Here is a 17580-nt window from a genome sequence, read left to right as displayed (position 1 = left end):
TCGATCACCTTGTATTGCTGCCACGTACTGCGCGGCGTGCATTATGCCTTGATACGCAAAAGCCCCGCTCACTGGAATGAACGGGGCTCGGGGGTGTTGCTTTAGAAATGGAAGCTGGTGGTCAACAGCGTGGTCCGCCCGGCTGCCTGGTTGGCGTAGTGCGCACTGTAGGCCTTGTCGTAGTAAACCTCGTTGGTGAGGTTCTGCACGTTCAGCTGCAGGTCGACGTTCTTGGTCAGCTTGTAGCTGGCCATGGCGTCGTAGCGCCAGTACGAATCGACCATCACGCTGTTGGTGGTGTTACCGAACACATCGTCGACGTAGAAGGCACCGCCACCGACGGTCAGTTTCGGTGTGACGTTGTAGGTGGTCCACAGGGTCAGGCTGTTGTTCGGCGTGTTGGGCAACTGGTTGCCATCGTTATAGCCATCGATGAATACCGTGCCGACTCTCTGCGCTCCGCCGTCGGTCAACTTGGCGTCCATGTAGGTGTAGCCGGCGAACACTTGCCAGTTTTCGGTCAGCTTGCCGCTGGCGCTGAGTTCCAGGCCGTCCACCCGGGTCTTGCCGACGTTCTGGTAGGTATTGTTATCCACCAGGACGCGGGCATTTTCCTTCTCGGTGCGGAAAATTGCCGCGGTCAGTGCCAGGCGTTCATTGAACAGGTCCCACTTGGTACCGATTTCGTAGTTGGTGGTCTCTTCCGGTTTCAGCTCGCTGGTGGTGGTGGCGGTGACCAGCGCGTTGCCGTCGGAACCTTCGCCGAGCGAGGCACCAGGCGGGGTGGCGGAGGTGGCGTAGGACACATAGATACTGCCGTTTTCAGCAGGCTTCCAGGTCAGGCCCAACTGGCCGGTGACGAACTCGCTGGTGTCTTCTGTCTTGAAGCTGGTCGAACCGTCGGCCAGTTTGGTCTTGGCCTTGGTGTCGAAGTGGTCGTAGCGCAGGCCCATGGTCAGCAACCAGGCCGGGTCGAGCTCCAGCGTGTCGGTGAAGTAGATCGCGCGCGTGTTGCCTGCCGTGTCGGCACCGGCCTGGGTGCGGCTGATCGTGCCGTCCCACTCGTCATGCGGGTTGGGGTTCGGGAACGAGGTACAGACGCCGGAAATCTGTCCAGTTGCATTCGAGCAACTGCCGGAGCTGAAGCCGGTGACGTTGTAACCGGTCTTCACCGAGGTTTCACGGCTGAACTCTATCCCGGTGGAGAAGGTGTTCTTCATGCCGCCGATGTAGAAATCGCCGAACAGGTCGGTCTGGTTGGTGGTAGTGCGGGTATTGGCCACGCGGTTGTTCGGGCGGCGCCAGACTTCACCGTTGAGGATGTTGCCCTTGCTGTCGTCGGGCTGGCTGTAGATGTAGTCCTGCAGCGTGTTGCCGTGGCGCAAGGTGTTCTTGATGGTCAACGAGTCACTCAGGTCGTGCTCGATGCTGATGGTCGAGATATCGGCACGGCTCTTGGAAAAATCGCGACCGACCAGGCCGTAATAGTTGCTGCTGCTGCCACCACCGTGGGTCGGTTTGTCCGGATTGGCCGAAGTGCGGGCGGCCGAGCTGCCAGAGCGCAAGCTGTAGGGAATACCCGAATCCGGCAGGTCGTCGCTTTCCATGTGGTAGTAGTCAAGGCTCAAGCGGGTGTCGGTACCCAGGCCGAAGACCAGCGAAGGTGCCACGCCCCAGCGGTCGTAGTTGACCTCGTCGCGGCCCGCGACGTTGCTTTTGTGGGTCATCAGGTTGAGGCGGCCGGCGACGGAGTCGCTGAACTGATAGTTACCATCCAGGGTGTAACGCTGGGTCTGGTCGCTGCCCCAGGTCCAGGCGCCATCGAGCGAGTTACCCAGGTGCGCGCGTTTGCTCACCATGTTGATGGTGCCGCCGGCAGCGCCGCGGCCACCGATCGAGGAGTTCGGGCCCTTCGCCACTTCCACCGATTCGATGGCAAAGATCTCACGGGTCTGCGAACCGGTATCGCGCACGCCGTCCAGGTACATCGAACTCTGGCTGTCGAAACCGCGAATGAACGGGCGGTCGCCGGATGGGTTGCCGCCTTCGCCAGCACCCATGGTGATGCCCGGTACGGTGCGCAGCGCATCCTGCAGCGTCAGGGCACTGGTGTCCTTGATCACTTGCTGTGGGATCACGGTGACCGAACGCGGGGTGTCCACCAGAGGCGCGGTGTACTTCTGCGAAGAGACTTTGTCGACCTTGTAATCGGTGTTGGCTTGTTCAGCCTTGCCATTGACGCTGGTAGCGTCGAGGGTCACGGCACTGCTGGCAGCCGGGTCGGCGGCGTAGGCGGTCGAAGCGCTGAGGGCGACGCCGATTGCCGAGGCGATCAGGCGTGGTGAACTCACTGCAGGTGGTACGTGGCGCATTGTTGTAGACCTTCCCCAAGGTGTGAAGGCGGCGGATGTTAATGTAAGCAATTGTGACTCACAATTGAGAGTCGTTACCATTCGTGAAGAATTTACAATCTTTACAATTTGCCTTTCCGGTTTACACCTGCTGAAACGTCAAAGGTCGCAAAAGGGGTTGTGCGACGTAAAAGGGAATCAATATCATTGGCCCCTTTACAGTTCTTTACGGTGCCGCCGCCATGCTGCTTCACATCCCCGGCTTGTTCGACGAAGGTGAGCTCGCCCGTATCCGCGAGGCGCTGGAGCAGGCCGACTGGGCAGATGGCAAGGTCACGGCCGGGTATCAATCGGCCAAGGCCAAGTACAACCTGCAGTTGCCCGAGGGCCATGCCCTGGCCAAGGAAATCGGCACTGCCCTGATCGAGCGGCTGTGGCGCAACCCGCGCTTCATGTCGGCCGCCTTGCCGCACAAGGTGTTCCCGCCGTTGGTCAATTGCTACCGCGAGGGTGGCAGCTTCGACTTTCACATCGACAACGCCCTGCGCCAACCCAAGGGCAGCATGGAGCGGGTGCGTACCGACCTGTCCTCGACGTTGTTCCTCAGCGACCCGGACAGCTACGACGGCGGCGAGCTGGTGATCCAGGACACCTACGGCGTGCAACAGGTCAAGTTGGCCGCTGGCGACCTGGTGCTGTACCCCGGCACCAGCCTGCACAAGGTCAATCCGGTAACCCGTGGCGCCCGCTATGCGGCGTTCTTCTGGACCCAGAGCCTGATCCGCGAAGACAGCCAGCGCGCGCTGCTGTTTGAGATGGACACGGCCATCCAGCAACTGACGGTCGACGTGCCGGACCATCCCTCGCTGCTGCAACTGACCGGCACCTATCACAATCTGTTGCGCCGCTGGGCCGAGGTCTAACCGTGTCCTACCCGTTGCGTCGTGAGGAAGTGGTGGATATCGCCGAGCTGAAGGCCATGCTCGAAGGCCGTCCAGGCAAGGCCGCCCAGGCGATCCTGGCGGCGGCCGGGCAGGGCGTGGTCGAGGCGCAGCTGTTGCTCGGGCAGATCCTGCTCGACGGGCGCGGCATCGAGCAGGACTGCAGCGTCGCACGGCGTTGGTTCGGCATTGCCGCGCAGGGTGGCAACGCCATGGCGCACAACATGCTCGGGCGTTGCCTGGAGCATGGCTGGGGTGGCGAGGTGAGCCTGTCCCAGGCGGCCATTCATTACGCCCGTGCGGCCGATGCCGGCCTCGATTGGGGGCTCTACAACCTTGGCAACCTGTTGGCCACCGGACGGGGCGTGCCGGCCAACCAGGCGCAGGCATTGGCCTGCTATGAGAAAGGTGCGCAGTTGGGCCATGCCAAGTCGATGAACCTGTACGGGCGTTACCTGGAACAGGGCATTGCCACCGCGCCCAGCCCGGCACGGGCAGTGCGCTGGTATCGGCGTTCGGCCGAGGCGGGTGATTTTCGCGGGATGTTCAGCTTGGCCATGGTGCTGGTCGAGCGCGGCCAACTGGCCGAGGCCACGCCTTGGCTGGAGAAGGCCAGGGTCGAGGGCAATGGCAATTTCCTGCGCGCTGCCTTGGTCACCTTGCAGAAGGCAGGGCCTGTGCTGATGGCCTTCGCTGGCCGCTATGCCGAGGAGCTGGAACGGCGCGGAGCTTGAAGGTCACTGTCCCGGCCCTATCGCCGGCAAGCCGGCTCCTACAAGGGCGTTGTACCGGTAGGAGCCGGGTTGCCGGCGATAGGGCCGGGACAGACCCACAAAAGAAGACGGGGCCTTTCGGCCCCGTCGTGCATTACAGGTAGAACGCCTTCAGCGGCGGGAAGCCGTTGAACTCCACCGCGCTGTAGCTGGTGGTGTAGGCGCCGGTCGACAACCAGTACAGGCGGTCGCCGATGGCCAGGTTCAGCGGCAGGCCATACTTGTAGTGCTCATACATGATGTCGGCGCTGTCGCAGGTCGGGCCGGCGATGACCACTTCTTCCATCTCGCCTTTCTTCTCGGTCCAGATCGGGAACTTGATGGACTCGTCCATGGTTTCGATCAGGCCCGAGAACTTGCCTACGTCGGTGTAGACCCAACGCTCGACGGCGGTGCGCGATTTACGGGCTACCAGCACCACTTCGCTGACCAGGATACCGGCGTTGGCGATCAGCGAACGGCCAGGCTCGAGGATGATTTCCGGCAGGTCGTCACCGAAGTCTTCCTTCAGGAAGCGGATGATTTCCTCGGCATAGGTCTCGAGGCTGTTGGTGCGGGTGATGTAGTTGGCCGGGAAGCCGCCACCCATGTTGATCAGTTTCAGCTCGATACCGTCTTCTTCCTTCAGGCGCTCGAAGATCACCTTGACCTTGGCGATCGCCGCATCCCAGACGCTGATGTCGCGCTGCTGGGAACCGACGTGGAAGGAAATGCCGTACGGAACCAGGCCCAGGTCACGGGCGAGGATCAGCAGGTCCATGGCCATGTCGGTCTGGCAGCCGAACTTGCGCGACAGCGGCCAGTCGGCAGTGGTCGAGCCTTCGGTCAGGATGCGCACGTACACCTTGGAGCCCGGGGCGGCCTTGGCGATGTTGCGCAGGTCGGCTTCGGAGTCGGTGGCGTAGAGGCGAACGCCCTTCTCGTAGAAGTAGCGGATGTCCTTGGACTTCTTGATGGTGTTGCCGTAGCTGATGCGATCGGCGCTGACACCCTGGTTCATCACCTTGTCCAGTTCGTAGATCGAGGCGATGTCGAAGTTCGAGCCTTTTTCCTTGAGCAGGTCGATGATCTCGACGGCCGGGTTGGCCTTGACTGCGTAGTAGACCTTGGCGAACTCGAAACCCGCGCGCAGGTCGTCGTAGGCCTGGCTGATCATCTGGGTGTCGATGAGTACGAACGGGGTTTCCTGTTTGTCGGCGAACGCCTTCATTTTCTGGAAGGTATCACGCGCGAAATAGTCTTCGACCTGGATCGACATGCTCAGGGACTCCATGGGCAAACTGAATGTTTAAGTGGCTGCAAACTGAACGTCCTCCGTATCCCCACTTTGGTTCGCCTACTCAGTACTTGAGCCGGATGGATCGTTTCCAGCATGGACGTTCGGCGCGCACTTTAGGGCGTGAAGAATGCAGAATCAACAGGCAATCCGGGCACGATCGTCGCGGATCGACGACCAGCCATTTGAATAACCGACCGATGTGACTACCTGACGTTCCATCGCGGCTTTCAAGCGTAAAAAATTGTGGAATGGAGCGGTTCGCAGCCTCTGCGGACATGCCCGTCTCAAGGGCCTCACGCGCTACGGGAGGCAGGGGCTTATCCGCGAAAAGGCCTCAAGTGTTCATATTTATGGCCACGGACCTGCGACGCCCAAGTCCGCAAAAAAGACGATAAATTTTTTGTTACTGATGGACGGATTTGCTGCCTTTGATGAGAAACATTACTATTCGCACCCTCACCTGCCTCCCTGACGACACTTCCCGTGGCTGGACACAAAGGCTTCCTCGACCATTACCATGAGCTGATCGGCACCTGGACGCGCAAACTGCGCAGTCGTCAGCAGGCCGAGGACCTCACCCACGATGCCTTCGTCCGGGTGCTGGAAACCTCGCGCGAACAGGTCGACCAGCCACGGGCCTACCTGCACCAGACGGCGCGTAATATCGCTGTGGATGGTTTTCGCCGCGAGGACCGGCGCCAGGCCCTGGAGCGCGAAGCCTTGGATGAGAGGAGCGCTGCCAGCGACGACCCAGAAGCCTATGTACATGCCCTGGAACTCGCCGACAGTGTCGAGCGAGCGCTGGCCGAGCTGCCGCTGAACTGCCGCCGGGTATTCGTCTGGCAGAAGCTCGAGGGCCTGACCCAGGCCGAGATCGCCGAGCGCATGGGTTTGTCCAAGAACATGGTCGAAAAGTATATGATCCGCACGCTCCGGCATCTGCGTGAGCACCTGGATGTGTCGGCGAGATGAGGCAGGAGACCCTTTCCATGAAACAGCACGGTACCGAGACGGTCCGCGAGCAGGCGGCGCAATGGTTCGCCCGCGTGCATGACGCGCCGAACGATGCCGCGCTGCAGGCCGGTTTGCAGGCGTGGTTGGCGACCGACCCGCTGCACGCGCAGGAGTACCAGCAACTGCTGCGGCTCTGGCAAGCCGCCGATCTGCTTGGGCGCCAGCGGCTCGAGGCACTGTGCCAGGCGGACCCGGTGCAGCAGTTGCCACGCCGGCGGTTCCTGCGCCAGGCGCTGGCGGCCAGTGTCGGGCTGCTGGCTCTGGGGCTTGGCTGGGGCGGTTGGGAGTACCAGAAGCTCAATCACCAGGATTTTCTGCAGACCGCCTTCGGCGAGCGGCGCCAGGTCGAACTGCCTGATGGCTCTCGGCTGGATCTCAATGGCGCTACGCGAATGCGCGTCGATTTCAGCGCCGCGCGCCGGCGCATCCACCTGGACGCCGGTGAGGCAATGTTCGTCGTCGCCCACGACGGCAACCGGCCGTTCGTGGTCGACACCGCCCAGGGCAGCGTCACCGTGACCGGCACCCGCTTCGATGTCCGGCTCGATCCGGCCATCACCCGCGTGGCGGTGGAGCAGGGGTCGGTGCGGGTCCAGGGCAAGGACGCCTCGCTGGCGCAATTAAGCGCTGGCCAGGGTTCGCACATCGATGCCCAGGGTGTGGTGGCGGCGCCTTATGCAGTCAATACTGCCGCCGTTACCGCCTGGCGCCAGGGCAAGCTGGTGTTCGACGACGCAACGCTGGCCGAAGTGGTCGCCGAGACCTCGCGCTATCGTGCCCAGCCCTTGCGCGTGGCACCCGGCAAGGTGGCCCGCTTGCGCCTGTCCAGCACCTTCAGCACCGACGACACGGATGCTCTGTTGCGCGCCTTGCCGAGCATCCTACCGGTGGCCATCAAGGCCCATGAGGACGGCTCCCAGGAAATAAACGCGAAATAGATTCAGGTTTTTTTTCACTCGTTCGTCTTCCCCGCCAGCTGCAACTGCCAAGCATTTTCATTTGCATGCGGTTGGGTCCATTCCGTATTTCCAGGATGTTTCGACGACGTGAACAACAATAAGCCATTCCCCCGCATGCGTGCCCTTGCGCTGGCCCTCGCCGTCGCGAGCGTTGCCGCCACCAGCCAGGCCGAAGAGGCCCCCCGCGCCCTGCAGATTCAGGCACAACCCTTGGCCTCGGCGCTGACCGCGCTGGGCCAGCAGACCGATCTGCAACTGTTCTTCAGCCCCGAATTGGTCGCCGGTAAGCAAGCGCCGGCGGTGTCCGGCACGTTGCTGGCCGAGCAAGCGCTGCAACAACTGCTCGAAGGCAGCGGGCTGACCTATGAAAAGTCCCAGGACACCGTGGTGGTCAAGCCTGCCGAGTCGGCCGGCTCGCTGAACACCGGCAGCCTGGAACTGGCCCCGATCGATGTGAACGTGGTGGGCGATTGGCTGGGCGATGCCGACCAGGCGGTGGTGCAGAACCATCCCGGCGCACGCACCGTGGTGCGCCGCGAGGCCATGGTGGAGAAGGGCGCGATGAACGTGCGCGACGTGCTGCGTGGCATCCCTGGCGTGCAGGTGCAGGATTCCAACGGCACGGGCGGCAGCGACCTGTCGCTGAACGTTGGCGTGCGTGGCCTGACCTCGCGACTGTCGCCCCGCTCGACGGTGCTCATCGATGGCATCCCCGCCGCCTTTGCGCCTTATGGCCAGCCGCAGTTGTCGATGGCGCCCATCTCCTCGGGTAACCTCGACAGCATCGATGTGGTACGTGGCGCCGGCTCCGTGCGCTATGGCCCGCAGAACGTCGGCGGGGTGATCAACTTCGTCACCCGGGCGATTCCCGAGAAGCCTTCGGCGCAGTTGTCCACCACCCTGGAGACCTCGCAGCATGGCGGCTGGAAGCACACCGAGTCGGCGTTCGTCGGGGGCACCGCCGACAACGGCATGGGTGTGGCCTTGCTCTACACCGGGGTCAATGGCCACGGCTACCGGGAAAGCAACAACGGCAACGACATCGACGACGTCATCCTCAAGACCCACTGGGCGCCCACCGACGTCGACGAGTTCTGGCTCAACTTCCATTACTACGATGGCCGCGCCGACATGCCCGGCGGCCTGACCCAGGCCCAGTACGACAGCAAACCGTTCCAGTCGCTGCGCGACTACGACTATTTCGCCGGGCGGCGCAAGGACGTGTCGTTCAAGTGGCAACGCCAGCTCGACGATGCCACCCAGTTCGAGGTGCTGACCTACTACACCGACAGCTTCCGTGGCAGTGCCATTGCCTCGCGGGACATGAAGACCCTGTCGTCGTACCCGCGCAACTACCATACCTTCGCCATCGAACCGCGGCTGTCGCGGATCTTCTTCGCTGGCCCAACCACCCAGGAAGTCAGTGTCGGCTATCGCTACCTCAAGGAAGCGATGCGCGAACAGTCGACGCGCCTGGCTCTGATCGACAACGTACCCACCTCCACGCCGACCTCCGACGGCCACGTGTTCCAGGATCGCAGCGGTGGCACTGAAGCCAGCGCCTACTACATCGACGACAAGATCGACGTCGGCAACTGGACGATCACTCCGGGTATCCGCTTCGAGCACATCAACACCGATTGGCGCGACCGCCCGGTGCTCGGCGCCAACGGCTAGCCGGTGGCGGAGAAGAAACGCAGCATCACCAGCAACGAGCCGCTGCCGGCATTGAGCGTCATGTACCACATCTCCGATGCCTGGAAGGTGTTCGCCAACTACGAGACGTCCTTCGGCAGCCTGCAGTACTTCCAGCTTGGCCAGGGCGGCAGCGGCAACAGCACGGCCAACGGCCTGGAACCGGAAAAGGCCAAGACCTATGAAATCGGTACGCGCTATGACAAGGGTGGTTTCGCTGGCGAGCTGACGGCGTTCTACATCGATTTCGATGACGAGTTGCAGTACATCAGCAACGATGTCGGTTGGACCAACCTGGGTGCGACCAAGCACCAGGGGATCGAGGCTTCGGTGCGCTACGATTTGGCCGGCCTGGACCCGCGTCTGGAAGGCCTGTCGGTCAATGGTGGCTATACCTACACCCGTGCGACCTACGAAGGAGAGATTCCGGGCTTCAAGGGCCGCGACCTGCCGTTCTATTCACGCCAGGTGGCCACTGCCGGGCTGCGCTACGCGATCAACCGCTGGACCTGGAACCTCGATGCCTATGCCCAATCCAAGCAGCGCGCGCCGGGGACCGGAATCAACAGCGATGGCAGTTTCAATGGCGACTACATCACCGAGCCAAGTGCCGATGGGCAGTATGGCGACATCCCGGGCTACGTGACCTGGCATGCCCGTGGGGGGTATGACTTCGGGCCGCAGATGTCCAACCTCAAGCTGGCGGCGGGGGTGAAGAACCTGTTCGACAAGCAGTACTTCACCCGCTCGAGCGACAACAATGCCGGGATCTATGTGGGTGAGCCACGGACCTTCTATGTGCAGGCCAGTGTGGGGTTCTGATAACGCGTCGTCCCCTTCGCGGGCAAGCCCGCTCCCAGAGAACTAAACATAACTCATTGATTTAACTGGACTCTGTGGGAGCGGGCTTGTCCCGCGAACACCGGCGAAGCCGGTGCCATTCACCGCGTCGCCCCATTCGCGGGACAAGCCCGCTCCCACCGGTACAGCGCCAGCCCACAGGCAGGCATAGGACCGGTGGGGCGGGCTTGCCCGCGAAGGGGGAGGCGCTATTTCAAGAGGCCGCCACCTCGGCCGGCGACACGATACTGGTCTTCGCCCCACGCGAGCGCCCCGAGCTCAGGTACGCCGCGATCGATTCCTGGGTCACCTCGCCCAGGAATACCTGCTCGGCATCGAGCACCGGCAACCACGCGCGATTGAACTCGTACATCCGCGACAGCAGGATGCGCAGGTGTTCATCGTGCGAAGCGGTGGCGTTGAACTGGCGCAGGAAGTCGCCGCAGGTGCCTTGCTGGCGGTGCATGTCGCGGCGGCGCACATAGCCCAGCGCTTTGTTCTGCGCATCGGTCACCACCACGTAGCGGCGGTCGTGTTCGTCGAGCAGCTCCAGGGCATCGGCCACGGGGGTTTCCGGGCTGACCGACGGGGCGTTGTCCGCCGCGTCCTCGGCGCGCACCAGCAGCAGGCGCTTGAGGGTGCTGTCCTGGCCGACGAAGTTGCTGACGAAATCATCCACCGGGTGCGCCAGCAGGGTGTCCGGGTGATCGAGCTGCAGCAGCTTGCCGGCGCGGAAGATGGCGATCTTGTCGCCCAGCTTGATGGCCTCGTCGATGTCGTGGCTGACCATGATCACGGTCTTGTTCAGCGCCCGCTGCATCTCGAAGAACTCGTTCTGGATCATCTCCCGGTTGATCGGGTCAACCGCGCCGAACGGCTCGTCCATCAGCAGCACCGGCGCATCGGCGGCCAGCGCGCGGATCACGCCGATACGCTGCTGCTGGCCACCGGACAGCTCGCGCGGATAGCGCTGCAGGTACTGCTTGGGCTCGAGCTTGATCATGTGCATCAGCTCGCGGGCGCGGTCGTGGCACTTCTGCTTGTCCCAGCCGAGCAGGCGCGGGACCACGGTGATGTTCTCCTCGATGGTCATGTTGGGGAACAGGCCGATCTGCTGGATCACGTAGCCGATGTGCCGACGCAGGGTCACTTCGTCCAGCGCGCTGGTGTCTTCGCCGTTGATGAACACCTGCCCGGAGGTCGGTGTGATGAGGCGGTTGATCATCTTCAACGTGGTGCTCTTGCCGCAACCCGAAGGGCCGAGGAACACGCAGATCTCGCCTTCGTTGACAGTGAGGCTTACCGAGTCGACGGCCTTGACGTCCTTGCCGTTGACGTTGAAGGTCTTGCTGAGGTTCTTGAGTTCGATCATGAGCGCAGTCCTTCTGGAGTCAGGGCACGTTGCAGGGTTTGCAGGAGCAGGTCGGCGACGATGGCCAGCAGGCTGACCAGCACGGCGCCGACCAGCAGCATCGACATGTCGCTGCGGCTGATGGACGTCAGGATGAGTACGCCAAGGCCACCGGCGCCGATGGTCGCGGCGATGGTCATGACGCCGATGTTCATGACCACGGCGGTGCGCACGCCAGCGAGGATCACCGGCACCGCGATGGGCAACTCGACCATGCGCAGGCGTTGGCCGAAGGTCATGCCGATGCCGCGTGCCGCTTCGCGGATGCCAGGCTCGACGTTGGTCAGGGCCAGGTAGGTGTTACGCAGGATCGGTAGCAATGAATAAAGGAACACTGCGGTGATCGCCGGCAACGGCCCCAGGCCCTGGCCGAACTTGGAGTAGAACGGCAGCAGCAGGCCGAACAGGGCGATCGACGGGATGGTCAGCAGCACCGTGGCGCTGGCCTGCAGGGGGCCGGCGAGGGCGGGGAAGCGGGTCATCAGGATGCCCAGCGGCACGCCGATGACGATCGCCAGGCTCACGGCGACGCCGACCAGCATGATGTGTTGCCAGGTCAGTTGCAGGACCTGGGCCCAGTCGAGGTGGGCGAAGGTGTCGAGCAGGTTCATGGCTGTACCTCGCGGAGGGGGTGTTCACGCAGGAACGCAGCGGCGACGGCGGTCGGGTTCTGGTGCTCGACATCGACCTTGGCGTTGAGCTGGCGCATGGTCTCGTCGTCGAGCTGCTCGGCCAGCGGCTTGAGCAGGTTGGCCAGCTGCGGGCTGGCGTCGAGCACGGCCTTGCGGATCACCGGGGCGGCGGTGTAGTCGGGGAAGTAGTGCTTGTCGTCCTCGAGCAGCTTGAGGTTGAAGGCGCTGAGACGGCCGTCGGTGGTGTAGACCAGGCCGGCGAACACCTGGTTGTTGTGCATGGCGGTGTACACCAGGCCGGCATCCATCTGGCGGATGTTGGCGCGGCCCACTTGCAGGTCGTACATTGCCTTCAGGCCGACCAGGCCGTCGGGGCGGTTGGCGAACTCGGTATCCAGTGCCACCAGGTGGTTGCGATCATGCTCGTCGCGCAGTACCTGGTTGAGGTCGCTGATGGTCTGGATCTGTGGATACGCATCGGCCACCTGCTTGGGCAGGCCCAGGGCGTAGGTGTTGCTGAACTTCGACGGCGTCAGCCAGATCAGGTCCTTTTTCGCGTCCAGTTCCTTGACCTTGGCGTAGGTGGCCTCGGCACTGGGCATGCGTTCTTCGATATGGTTGTACGACACCAGCGAAACCCCGGTGTATTCCCACATCAGGTCGAGCTGGCCGGTTTCCTGTGCCTGGCGCGCAATGTTGCTGCCAAGGCCAGTGGTGACGCGCACGTCAAAGCCATTGGCACGCAGGTACTGGGCAGTGATTTCGGCAAGTACGGTCTGTTCGGTGAACACCCGCGCGCCGATGCGGATCAGCGGTTTGTCCGCCGCCTGGGCAAAGCCTGCGAACAGCAGGGCCGCGCCCAGCAGCAAGGCGATTCTCTTCTTCATACGTTCCCTCTTTTATTGGGCCAGGCCACGTTCCAGCCAGCGCTTGCTGGAGAAACTCACCGCGGCGTCCAGCACCAGCGCCAGCAACGCCGTGCAGGCGGCGCCCAGCAGCAGTTGCGGCTGGTTGTTCAGGGCGATGCCGGGGAAGATCAGGCTGCCAAGGCTGTTGGCGCCGATCAGGAAGGCCAGCGGTGCAGTGCCCACGTTCAACGCCAAGGCCACGCGCACGCCGCCGACGATGATCGGCACGGCGTTGGGCAACTCCACTTGCCACAGTTGCTGGCGCGGCGTCATGCCGATGCCGGTGGCGGCTTCCTTGAGCGAGGCGGGGACGTTTTTCAGGCCCTCGTAGGTGTTGCGCACGATGGGCAGGAGGGAGGCGAGGAACAGCGCGAAGATCGCGGGGCCTGCGCCGATGCCCAGAATACTCAGGGCAATGGCCAGAACGGCCAGGGGGGGAATGGTGTTGCCAACGTTGAAGAACTGCATGAAGCGTTCGGCTTTGTCGACCCGGTGCGGTCGACTCAGGGCAATGCCGGCGGGGATGCCCACGGCCAACGCCGCCGCCATCGAAGCCAGCACCAGAACCAGGTGCGCTTGCAGGTAGAACCCAAGATCGTCGCGGTAACGCGCGATCGTGTCGATGCCGATCCAGTGGACCAGCAGGGCCAGGATGACGAGCACGGCGGCCCATCCCAACAGCCCCTTTCCGTAGCGTTTAGCCACAGGCGGACTCCTTGTGTTGTCGGCGAGCACACTTCTGTGTAGCCGGCCCTCGAGGCCGGCAGGTGGTGTGTTCGCGAGTAGCAGCGTGATGCTTGCCGAGGGCAGCGATCAGGCCATGAGCCGAACCCCGTCGGGCCCGAAAATGCTGATGAAACCAGTCCCCAAGCGAAGCGGCTTGCAGGGGAGTGGACGTCTCCGTGGGCGTAAAGGTTCCCATCTGATGCGGCATTTGGCCAGCGTTAATCACTGGTAAGGGCGATTTTTCGCACGAGAAAACAGCGCTTTTCTTGCCTGAAGGCGTTTAATTACCTGCTATCGAGCCATTTGTCCCCTGAGCACAATCACCCTCTGAAATTTCCTCGAAATCTCCTTGAGGGAATATTCCTTCGGGGGCATGTTGCAGTGACCCTTCTCGCTGTGCGCTACTGTTGGTAGCCGGGGACAAGGCAGGCACCAGTGAGCGTAGATTTTACCGGAGCCTGATCGAGCGTGCCGATGCACGTTTTGAACGACACCTGTTCAGAGGTTGAATTATGAAAACGCTTGATGATGTCATGAACGAGCTTTCGCCTGACCGCAGGGCGAAAATCGAGGCCCGCGGGGTTGAATTGATCTGTGAGGAGATGACCTTGCAAGCATTGCGCAGGCAGTTGGAAATCACCCAGGAAGGGCTGGCGGAACGCCTCGATATCCGGCAGAGCAATGTTTCCAAGGTGGAGCAGCGCAACGACATGTTGATTTCCACCCTCCGCAGCTACGTGGAGGCTCTGGGTGGGAGATTGGAGCTTGTTGCACATATCCCTGGCCGTCCCCCTGTCACGCTTGACGGGTTTTCTGAGGCGCAGGTGAAACGCGTCTAGCCGTTACCCTGGACCCGCGTCCAGGGATCGGGTTTTGGTACCCAGCCCAACATCAGGTATGATATCGCCCCTTTTAAATCCCCCAGTCAGGCGATTTCCCATGACCAACCAGGCCGCCGAAGTCGCGAAGCGCCGCACTTTCGCAATCATTTCCCACCCCGACGCCGGTAAGACCACCATCACCGAGAAGCTTCTGCTGATGGGCAAGGCCATTGCCGTCGCCGGTACCGTGAAGTCGCGCAAGTCCGACCGCCACGCCACCTCCGACTGGATGGAAATGGAGAAGCAACGCGGCATCTCCATCACCACCTCGGTGATGCAGTTCCCCTACCGCGAGCACATGATCAACCTGCTCGACACCCCCGGCCACGAAGACTTCTCCGAAGATACCTACCGCACCCTGACCGCGGTGGACTCGGCGCTGATGGTGCTCGACGGCGGTAAGGGCGTCGAGCCGCGGACCATCGCCCTGATGGACGTCTGCCGCCTGCGGGACACGCCGATCGTCAGCTTCATCAACAAACTCGACCGTGACATCCGTGACCCGATCGAACTGCTCGACGAAATCGAAGCGGTGCTCAAGATCAAGGCTGCGCCGATCACCTGGCCGATCGGTTGCTACCGCGATTTCAAGGGTGTGTACCACCTGACCGGCGACTACATCATCGTCTACACCCCGGGCCACGGCCACGAGCGTACCGAAGCGAAGATCATCCAGAAGCTGGATTCCGACGAGGCCCGCGCGCATCTGGGCGACCAGTACGACTCTTTCGTCGAGCAACTCGAACTGGTGCAGGGCGCCTGCCATGAGTTCGACCAGGACGAATTCATCAACGGCCAACTGACCCCGGTATTCTTCGGGACCGCGCTGGGCAACTTCGGTGTCGATCACGTGCTCGATGCGGTCGTCGACTGGGCGCCGCGCCCGTTGGGCCGTGTGGCACACGAGCGGACCGTCGAGCCGACCGAGGAGAAGTTCACAGGTTTCGTGTTCAAGATCCAGGCGAACATGGACCCGAAACACCGCGACCGTATCGCTTTCATGCGCATCTGCTCGGGCAAGTACGAGAAGGGCATGAAAATGCGCCACGTACGCCTGAACAAGGACCTGCGCATCGGCGATGCCCTGACCTTCTTCTCGTCCGAGCGTGAGCAGCTCGAAGAAGCCTATGCCGGCGACATCATCGGCCTGCACAACCACGGCACCATCCAGATCGGCGACACCTTCACCGAAGGCGAGGCGCTGGGCTTCACCGGTATCCCGCACTTCGCCCCGGAGTTGTTCCGCCGCGTGCGCCTGAAAGACCCGCTCAAGTCCAAGCAACTGCGCCAGGGCCTGCAGCAGTTGGCAGAAGAGGGCGCGACCCAGGTGTTCTTCCCTGAGCGCAGCAACGACATCATTCTCGGTGCGGTCGGTGTACTGCAGTTCGACGTCGTCGCCAGCCGCCTGAAGGAAGAGTACAAGGTCGAATGCGCCTACGAGCCGATCACCGTCTGGTCGGCCCGCTGGATCGGCTGCGACGATAAGAAGAAGCTCGAGGAATTCCAGAACAAGGCCATGGAGAACCTGGCCATCGACGGTGGCGGTCACCTGACCTACCTGGCGCCGACCCGCGTCAACCTGTCGCTGATGGAAGAGCGCTGGCCGGACATCAAGTTCCGCGCTACCCGCGAGCATCACTGATCATTGAAACAGGGGCCGCAAAGCGGCCCCAGCCTCAATTGCCGGCCTTGATGCTGGTCCAGATCCGCGTCCTGATCCGGTCGATCTTCGCCGGCATCGCCTCCAGGGCATACAACTTGCCCATCACATCCTCGCTCGGGTAGATCATGCTGTTGCCCTTCATGGCCGGGTCCACCAGCCCGTCGGCCTTGAGGTTGCCGTTGGCGTACTGCACATGGTTGCTGATGTTGGCCATCACCTCAGGTTGCAGCAGGTAGTTCATGTAGGCATAGGCTGCTTTCTCGTCCGGCGCATCGGCGGGCATGGCGACCATGTCGAACCACATCGGCGCGCCTTCCTTCGGAATCGAGTAACCCACCTTCACCCCGTTCTTCGCCTCCTCGGCGCGGTTCCTGGCTTGCAGCACATCCCCCGAGAACCCCACCACCACGCACACATCGCCATTGGCCAGGTCGCCGGTGTACTTCGACGAGTGGAAGTAGCTGATGTACGGCCGCACCTGCATCAACAACGCCTTGGCCTTTTCATAGTCCGCAGGGTCCTGGCTGTGATGCGGCAGGCCGAGGTAATGCAGGGCGATGGGCAACAGCTCCGGCCCATTATCCAGCACGGCGACGCCGCAGCTTTTCAGCTTGCTCATGTACTCGGGTTTGAAGATCAGATCCCACGAGTCGACCGGCGCATTGTCGCCGAGCACTGCCTTGACCTTGTCGATGTTGTAGCCGATGCCGGTGCTGCCCCACAGGTAGGGGAAGCCGTACTGGTTGCCCGGATCGTTGACTTCCAGCGCCTTGAGCAATACCGGATTGAGGTTGTGCCAGTTGGGCAACTGCGAGCGGTCCAGGCGTTTGAGTGCCTTGCCCTGGATCTGGCGGGCCATGAAGTGGTTGGAGGGAAACACCACGTCATAGCCGGAGTTGCCGGTCATCAGTTTGCCATCGAGGGTCTCGTTGCTGTCGTACACGTCGTAGGTCGGCACGATGCCGGTGGCTTGCTGGAAGTTCTTCAGGGTGTCGGGCGCGACGTAGCTGGACCAGTTGTAGATCTTCACCGTTTCGGCGGCGCTGGCCACGCTGGCGGCCAGCATCAGGGGAGCGAGGATGAACGTACGCATGTCGGGTTTACCTTGCTTTGTCTGTTGTTATCGAAGGCAGGCGATCAGCGGATCAGAAAATGAGAACGTAGGTCTTGCGCACCGTTTCCTGGATGTCCCAGGTGCCGGTGCTGTTGGCCGGTAGCATCAGGGCGTCTCCGGCTTCTATGACCAGGGTCTCGCCACCGTCGGGGGTGAAGGTGCAGCGGCCCTTGATGAAATGGCAGAACTCCTGTTGCACGATCTGTCGCCGCCAGCGCCCGGGGGTGCATTCCCAGATGCCGGTTTCGACGCCATCGCTGCGCTCCACGCAGGTGACCGAGGTCACCGCCACGGGTTCGCCGAGCGGCACCGCGACCGGGCTGGAACTCTCGAGCACGGCGCTGCCTGTGTGTTTGAACTGGGTGATGCTCATTGCCGGTAGGTCCTCTGTGG

General features: G+C 62.4%; 14 protein-coding genes and 1 pseudogene. 7 read left to right on the top strand and 8 right to left on the bottom strand.

Annotated elements, in window-relative coordinates; genetic code table 11:
• Window positions 1–101 precede the first annotated feature (101 nt).
• Window positions 102–2372: a TonB-dependent receptor gene (locus E6B08_RS25575; RefSeq protein WP_136916520.1), complete on the bottom strand. Its 2271-nt coding sequence runs from the start codon at window positions 2370–2372 to the stop codon at window positions 102–104.
• Between the two features lie 221 nt (window positions 2373–2593).
• Between E6B08_RS25575 and E6B08_RS25570 the strand changes: the two genes are divergently transcribed.
• The gene (locus E6B08_RS25570; RefSeq protein WP_136916519.1) at window positions 2594–3274 is read left to right on the top strand and encodes a Fe2+-dependent dioxygenase; all 681 of its coding nucleotides are present in this window, start codon (window positions 2594–2596) and stop codon (window positions 3272–3274) included.
• A 2-nt stretch (window positions 3275–3276) separates the two neighbouring features.
• On the top strand, window positions 3277–4026 hold the full coding sequence (locus E6B08_RS25565) for a tetratricopeptide repeat protein (RefSeq protein ID WP_136916518.1): 750 nt from the start codon (window positions 3277–3279) through the stop codon (window positions 4024–4026).
• A gap of 133 nt (window positions 4027–4159) precedes the next feature.
• Here E6B08_RS25565 and E6B08_RS25560 read toward each other — a convergent pair whose 3' ends face one another.
• The gene (locus E6B08_RS25560; RefSeq protein ID WP_136916517.1) at window positions 4160–5323 is read right to left on the bottom strand and encodes a type III PLP-dependent enzyme; all 1164 of its coding nucleotides are present in this window, start codon (window positions 5321–5323) and stop codon (window positions 4160–4162) included.
• A gap of 504 nt (window positions 5324–5827) precedes the next feature.
• Between E6B08_RS25560 and E6B08_RS25555 the strand changes: the two genes are divergently transcribed.
• The 3 genes and pseudogenes from E6B08_RS25555 (at window position 5828) to E6B08_RS25545 (ending at window position 9834) form a co-directional block, all read left to right on the top strand.
• Window positions 5828–6316: a sigma-70 family RNA polymerase sigma factor gene (locus E6B08_RS25555; protein WP_136916516.1), complete on the top strand. Its 489-nt coding sequence runs from the start codon at window positions 5828–5830 to the stop codon at window positions 6314–6316.
• 17 nt (window positions 6317–6333) lie between these two features.
• Window positions 6334–7296 (top strand): FecR family protein, encoded by a 963-nt coding sequence (locus E6B08_RS25550; protein WP_136916515.1) that lies wholly within the window; start codon window positions 6334–6336, stop codon window positions 7294–7296.
• 108 nt (window positions 7297–7404) lie between these two features.
• Window positions 7405–9834 (top strand): annotated as a pseudogene (locus E6B08_RS25545) (TonB-dependent siderophore receptor).
• 232 nt (window positions 9835–10066) lie between these two features.
• On the opposite strand, the gene E6B08_RS25540 reads toward E6B08_RS25545, so the two are convergent.
• From E6B08_RS25540 to E6B08_RS25525, 4 genes are read right to left on the bottom strand one after another with little or no spacing between them, the layout of a single operon-like run.
• On the bottom strand, window positions 10067–11224 hold the full coding sequence (locus E6B08_RS25540) for a betaine/proline/choline family ABC transporter ATP-binding protein (protein WP_136916514.1): 1158 nt from the start codon (window positions 11222–11224) through the stop codon (window positions 10067–10069).
• Window positions 11221–11874, bottom strand: coding sequence for an ABC transporter permease (locus tag E6B08_RS25535; protein ID WP_136916513.1), 654 nt, complete (start codon window positions 11872–11874; stop codon window positions 11221–11223). Before E6B08_RS25535 ends, E6B08_RS25540 begins: the two co-directional genes overlap by 4 nt.
• Window positions 11871–12782 (bottom strand): glycine betaine ABC transporter substrate-binding protein, encoded by a 912-nt coding sequence (locus tag E6B08_RS25530; protein WP_136916512.1) that lies wholly within the window; start codon window positions 12780–12782, stop codon window positions 11871–11873. Before E6B08_RS25530 ends, E6B08_RS25535 begins: the two co-directional genes overlap by 4 nt.
• Window positions 12783–12794: 12 nt before the next feature.
• Entirely contained in the window at window positions 12795–13508 is a 714-nt protein-coding gene (locus tag E6B08_RS25525) for an ABC transporter permease (RefSeq protein WP_136916511.1), read from the bottom strand.
• 533 nt (window positions 13509–14041) lie between these two features.
• Here E6B08_RS25525 and E6B08_RS25520 point away from each other — a divergent pair.
• Both E6B08_RS25520 and E6B08_RS25515 read left to right on the top strand, forming a co-directional pair.
• Entirely contained in the window at window positions 14042–14368 is a 327-nt protein-coding gene (locus E6B08_RS25520; protein WP_238349263.1) for a helix-turn-helix domain-containing protein, read from the top strand.
• A 100-nt stretch (window positions 14369–14468) separates the two neighbouring features.
• Window positions 14469–16052, top strand: coding sequence for a peptide chain release factor 3 (locus E6B08_RS25515; protein WP_136916509.1), 1584 nt, complete (start codon window positions 14469–14471; stop codon window positions 16050–16052).
• Between the two features lie 34 nt (window positions 16053–16086).
• Here the strand turns inward: E6B08_RS25515 and E6B08_RS25510 are convergent, their stop codons facing one another.
• Window positions 16087–17166 (bottom strand): polyamine ABC transporter substrate-binding protein, encoded by a 1080-nt coding sequence (locus E6B08_RS25510; protein WP_136916508.1) that lies wholly within the window; start codon window positions 17164–17166, stop codon window positions 16087–16089.
• 52 nt (window positions 17167–17218) lie between these two features.
• Window positions 17219–17560, bottom strand: coding sequence for a cupin domain-containing protein (locus E6B08_RS25505; protein WP_136916507.1), 342 nt, complete (start codon window positions 17558–17560; stop codon window positions 17219–17221).
• Between the last annotated feature and the right edge of the window lie 20 nt (window positions 17561–17580).

It is taken from the genome of Pseudomonas putida, from assembly GCF_005080685.1.
GTDB lineage: Bacteria > Pseudomonadota > Gammaproteobacteria > Pseudomonadales > Pseudomonadaceae > Aquipseudomonas > Aquipseudomonas putida_V.
This window is presented reverse-complemented; position numbering and strand designations above follow the sequence as displayed.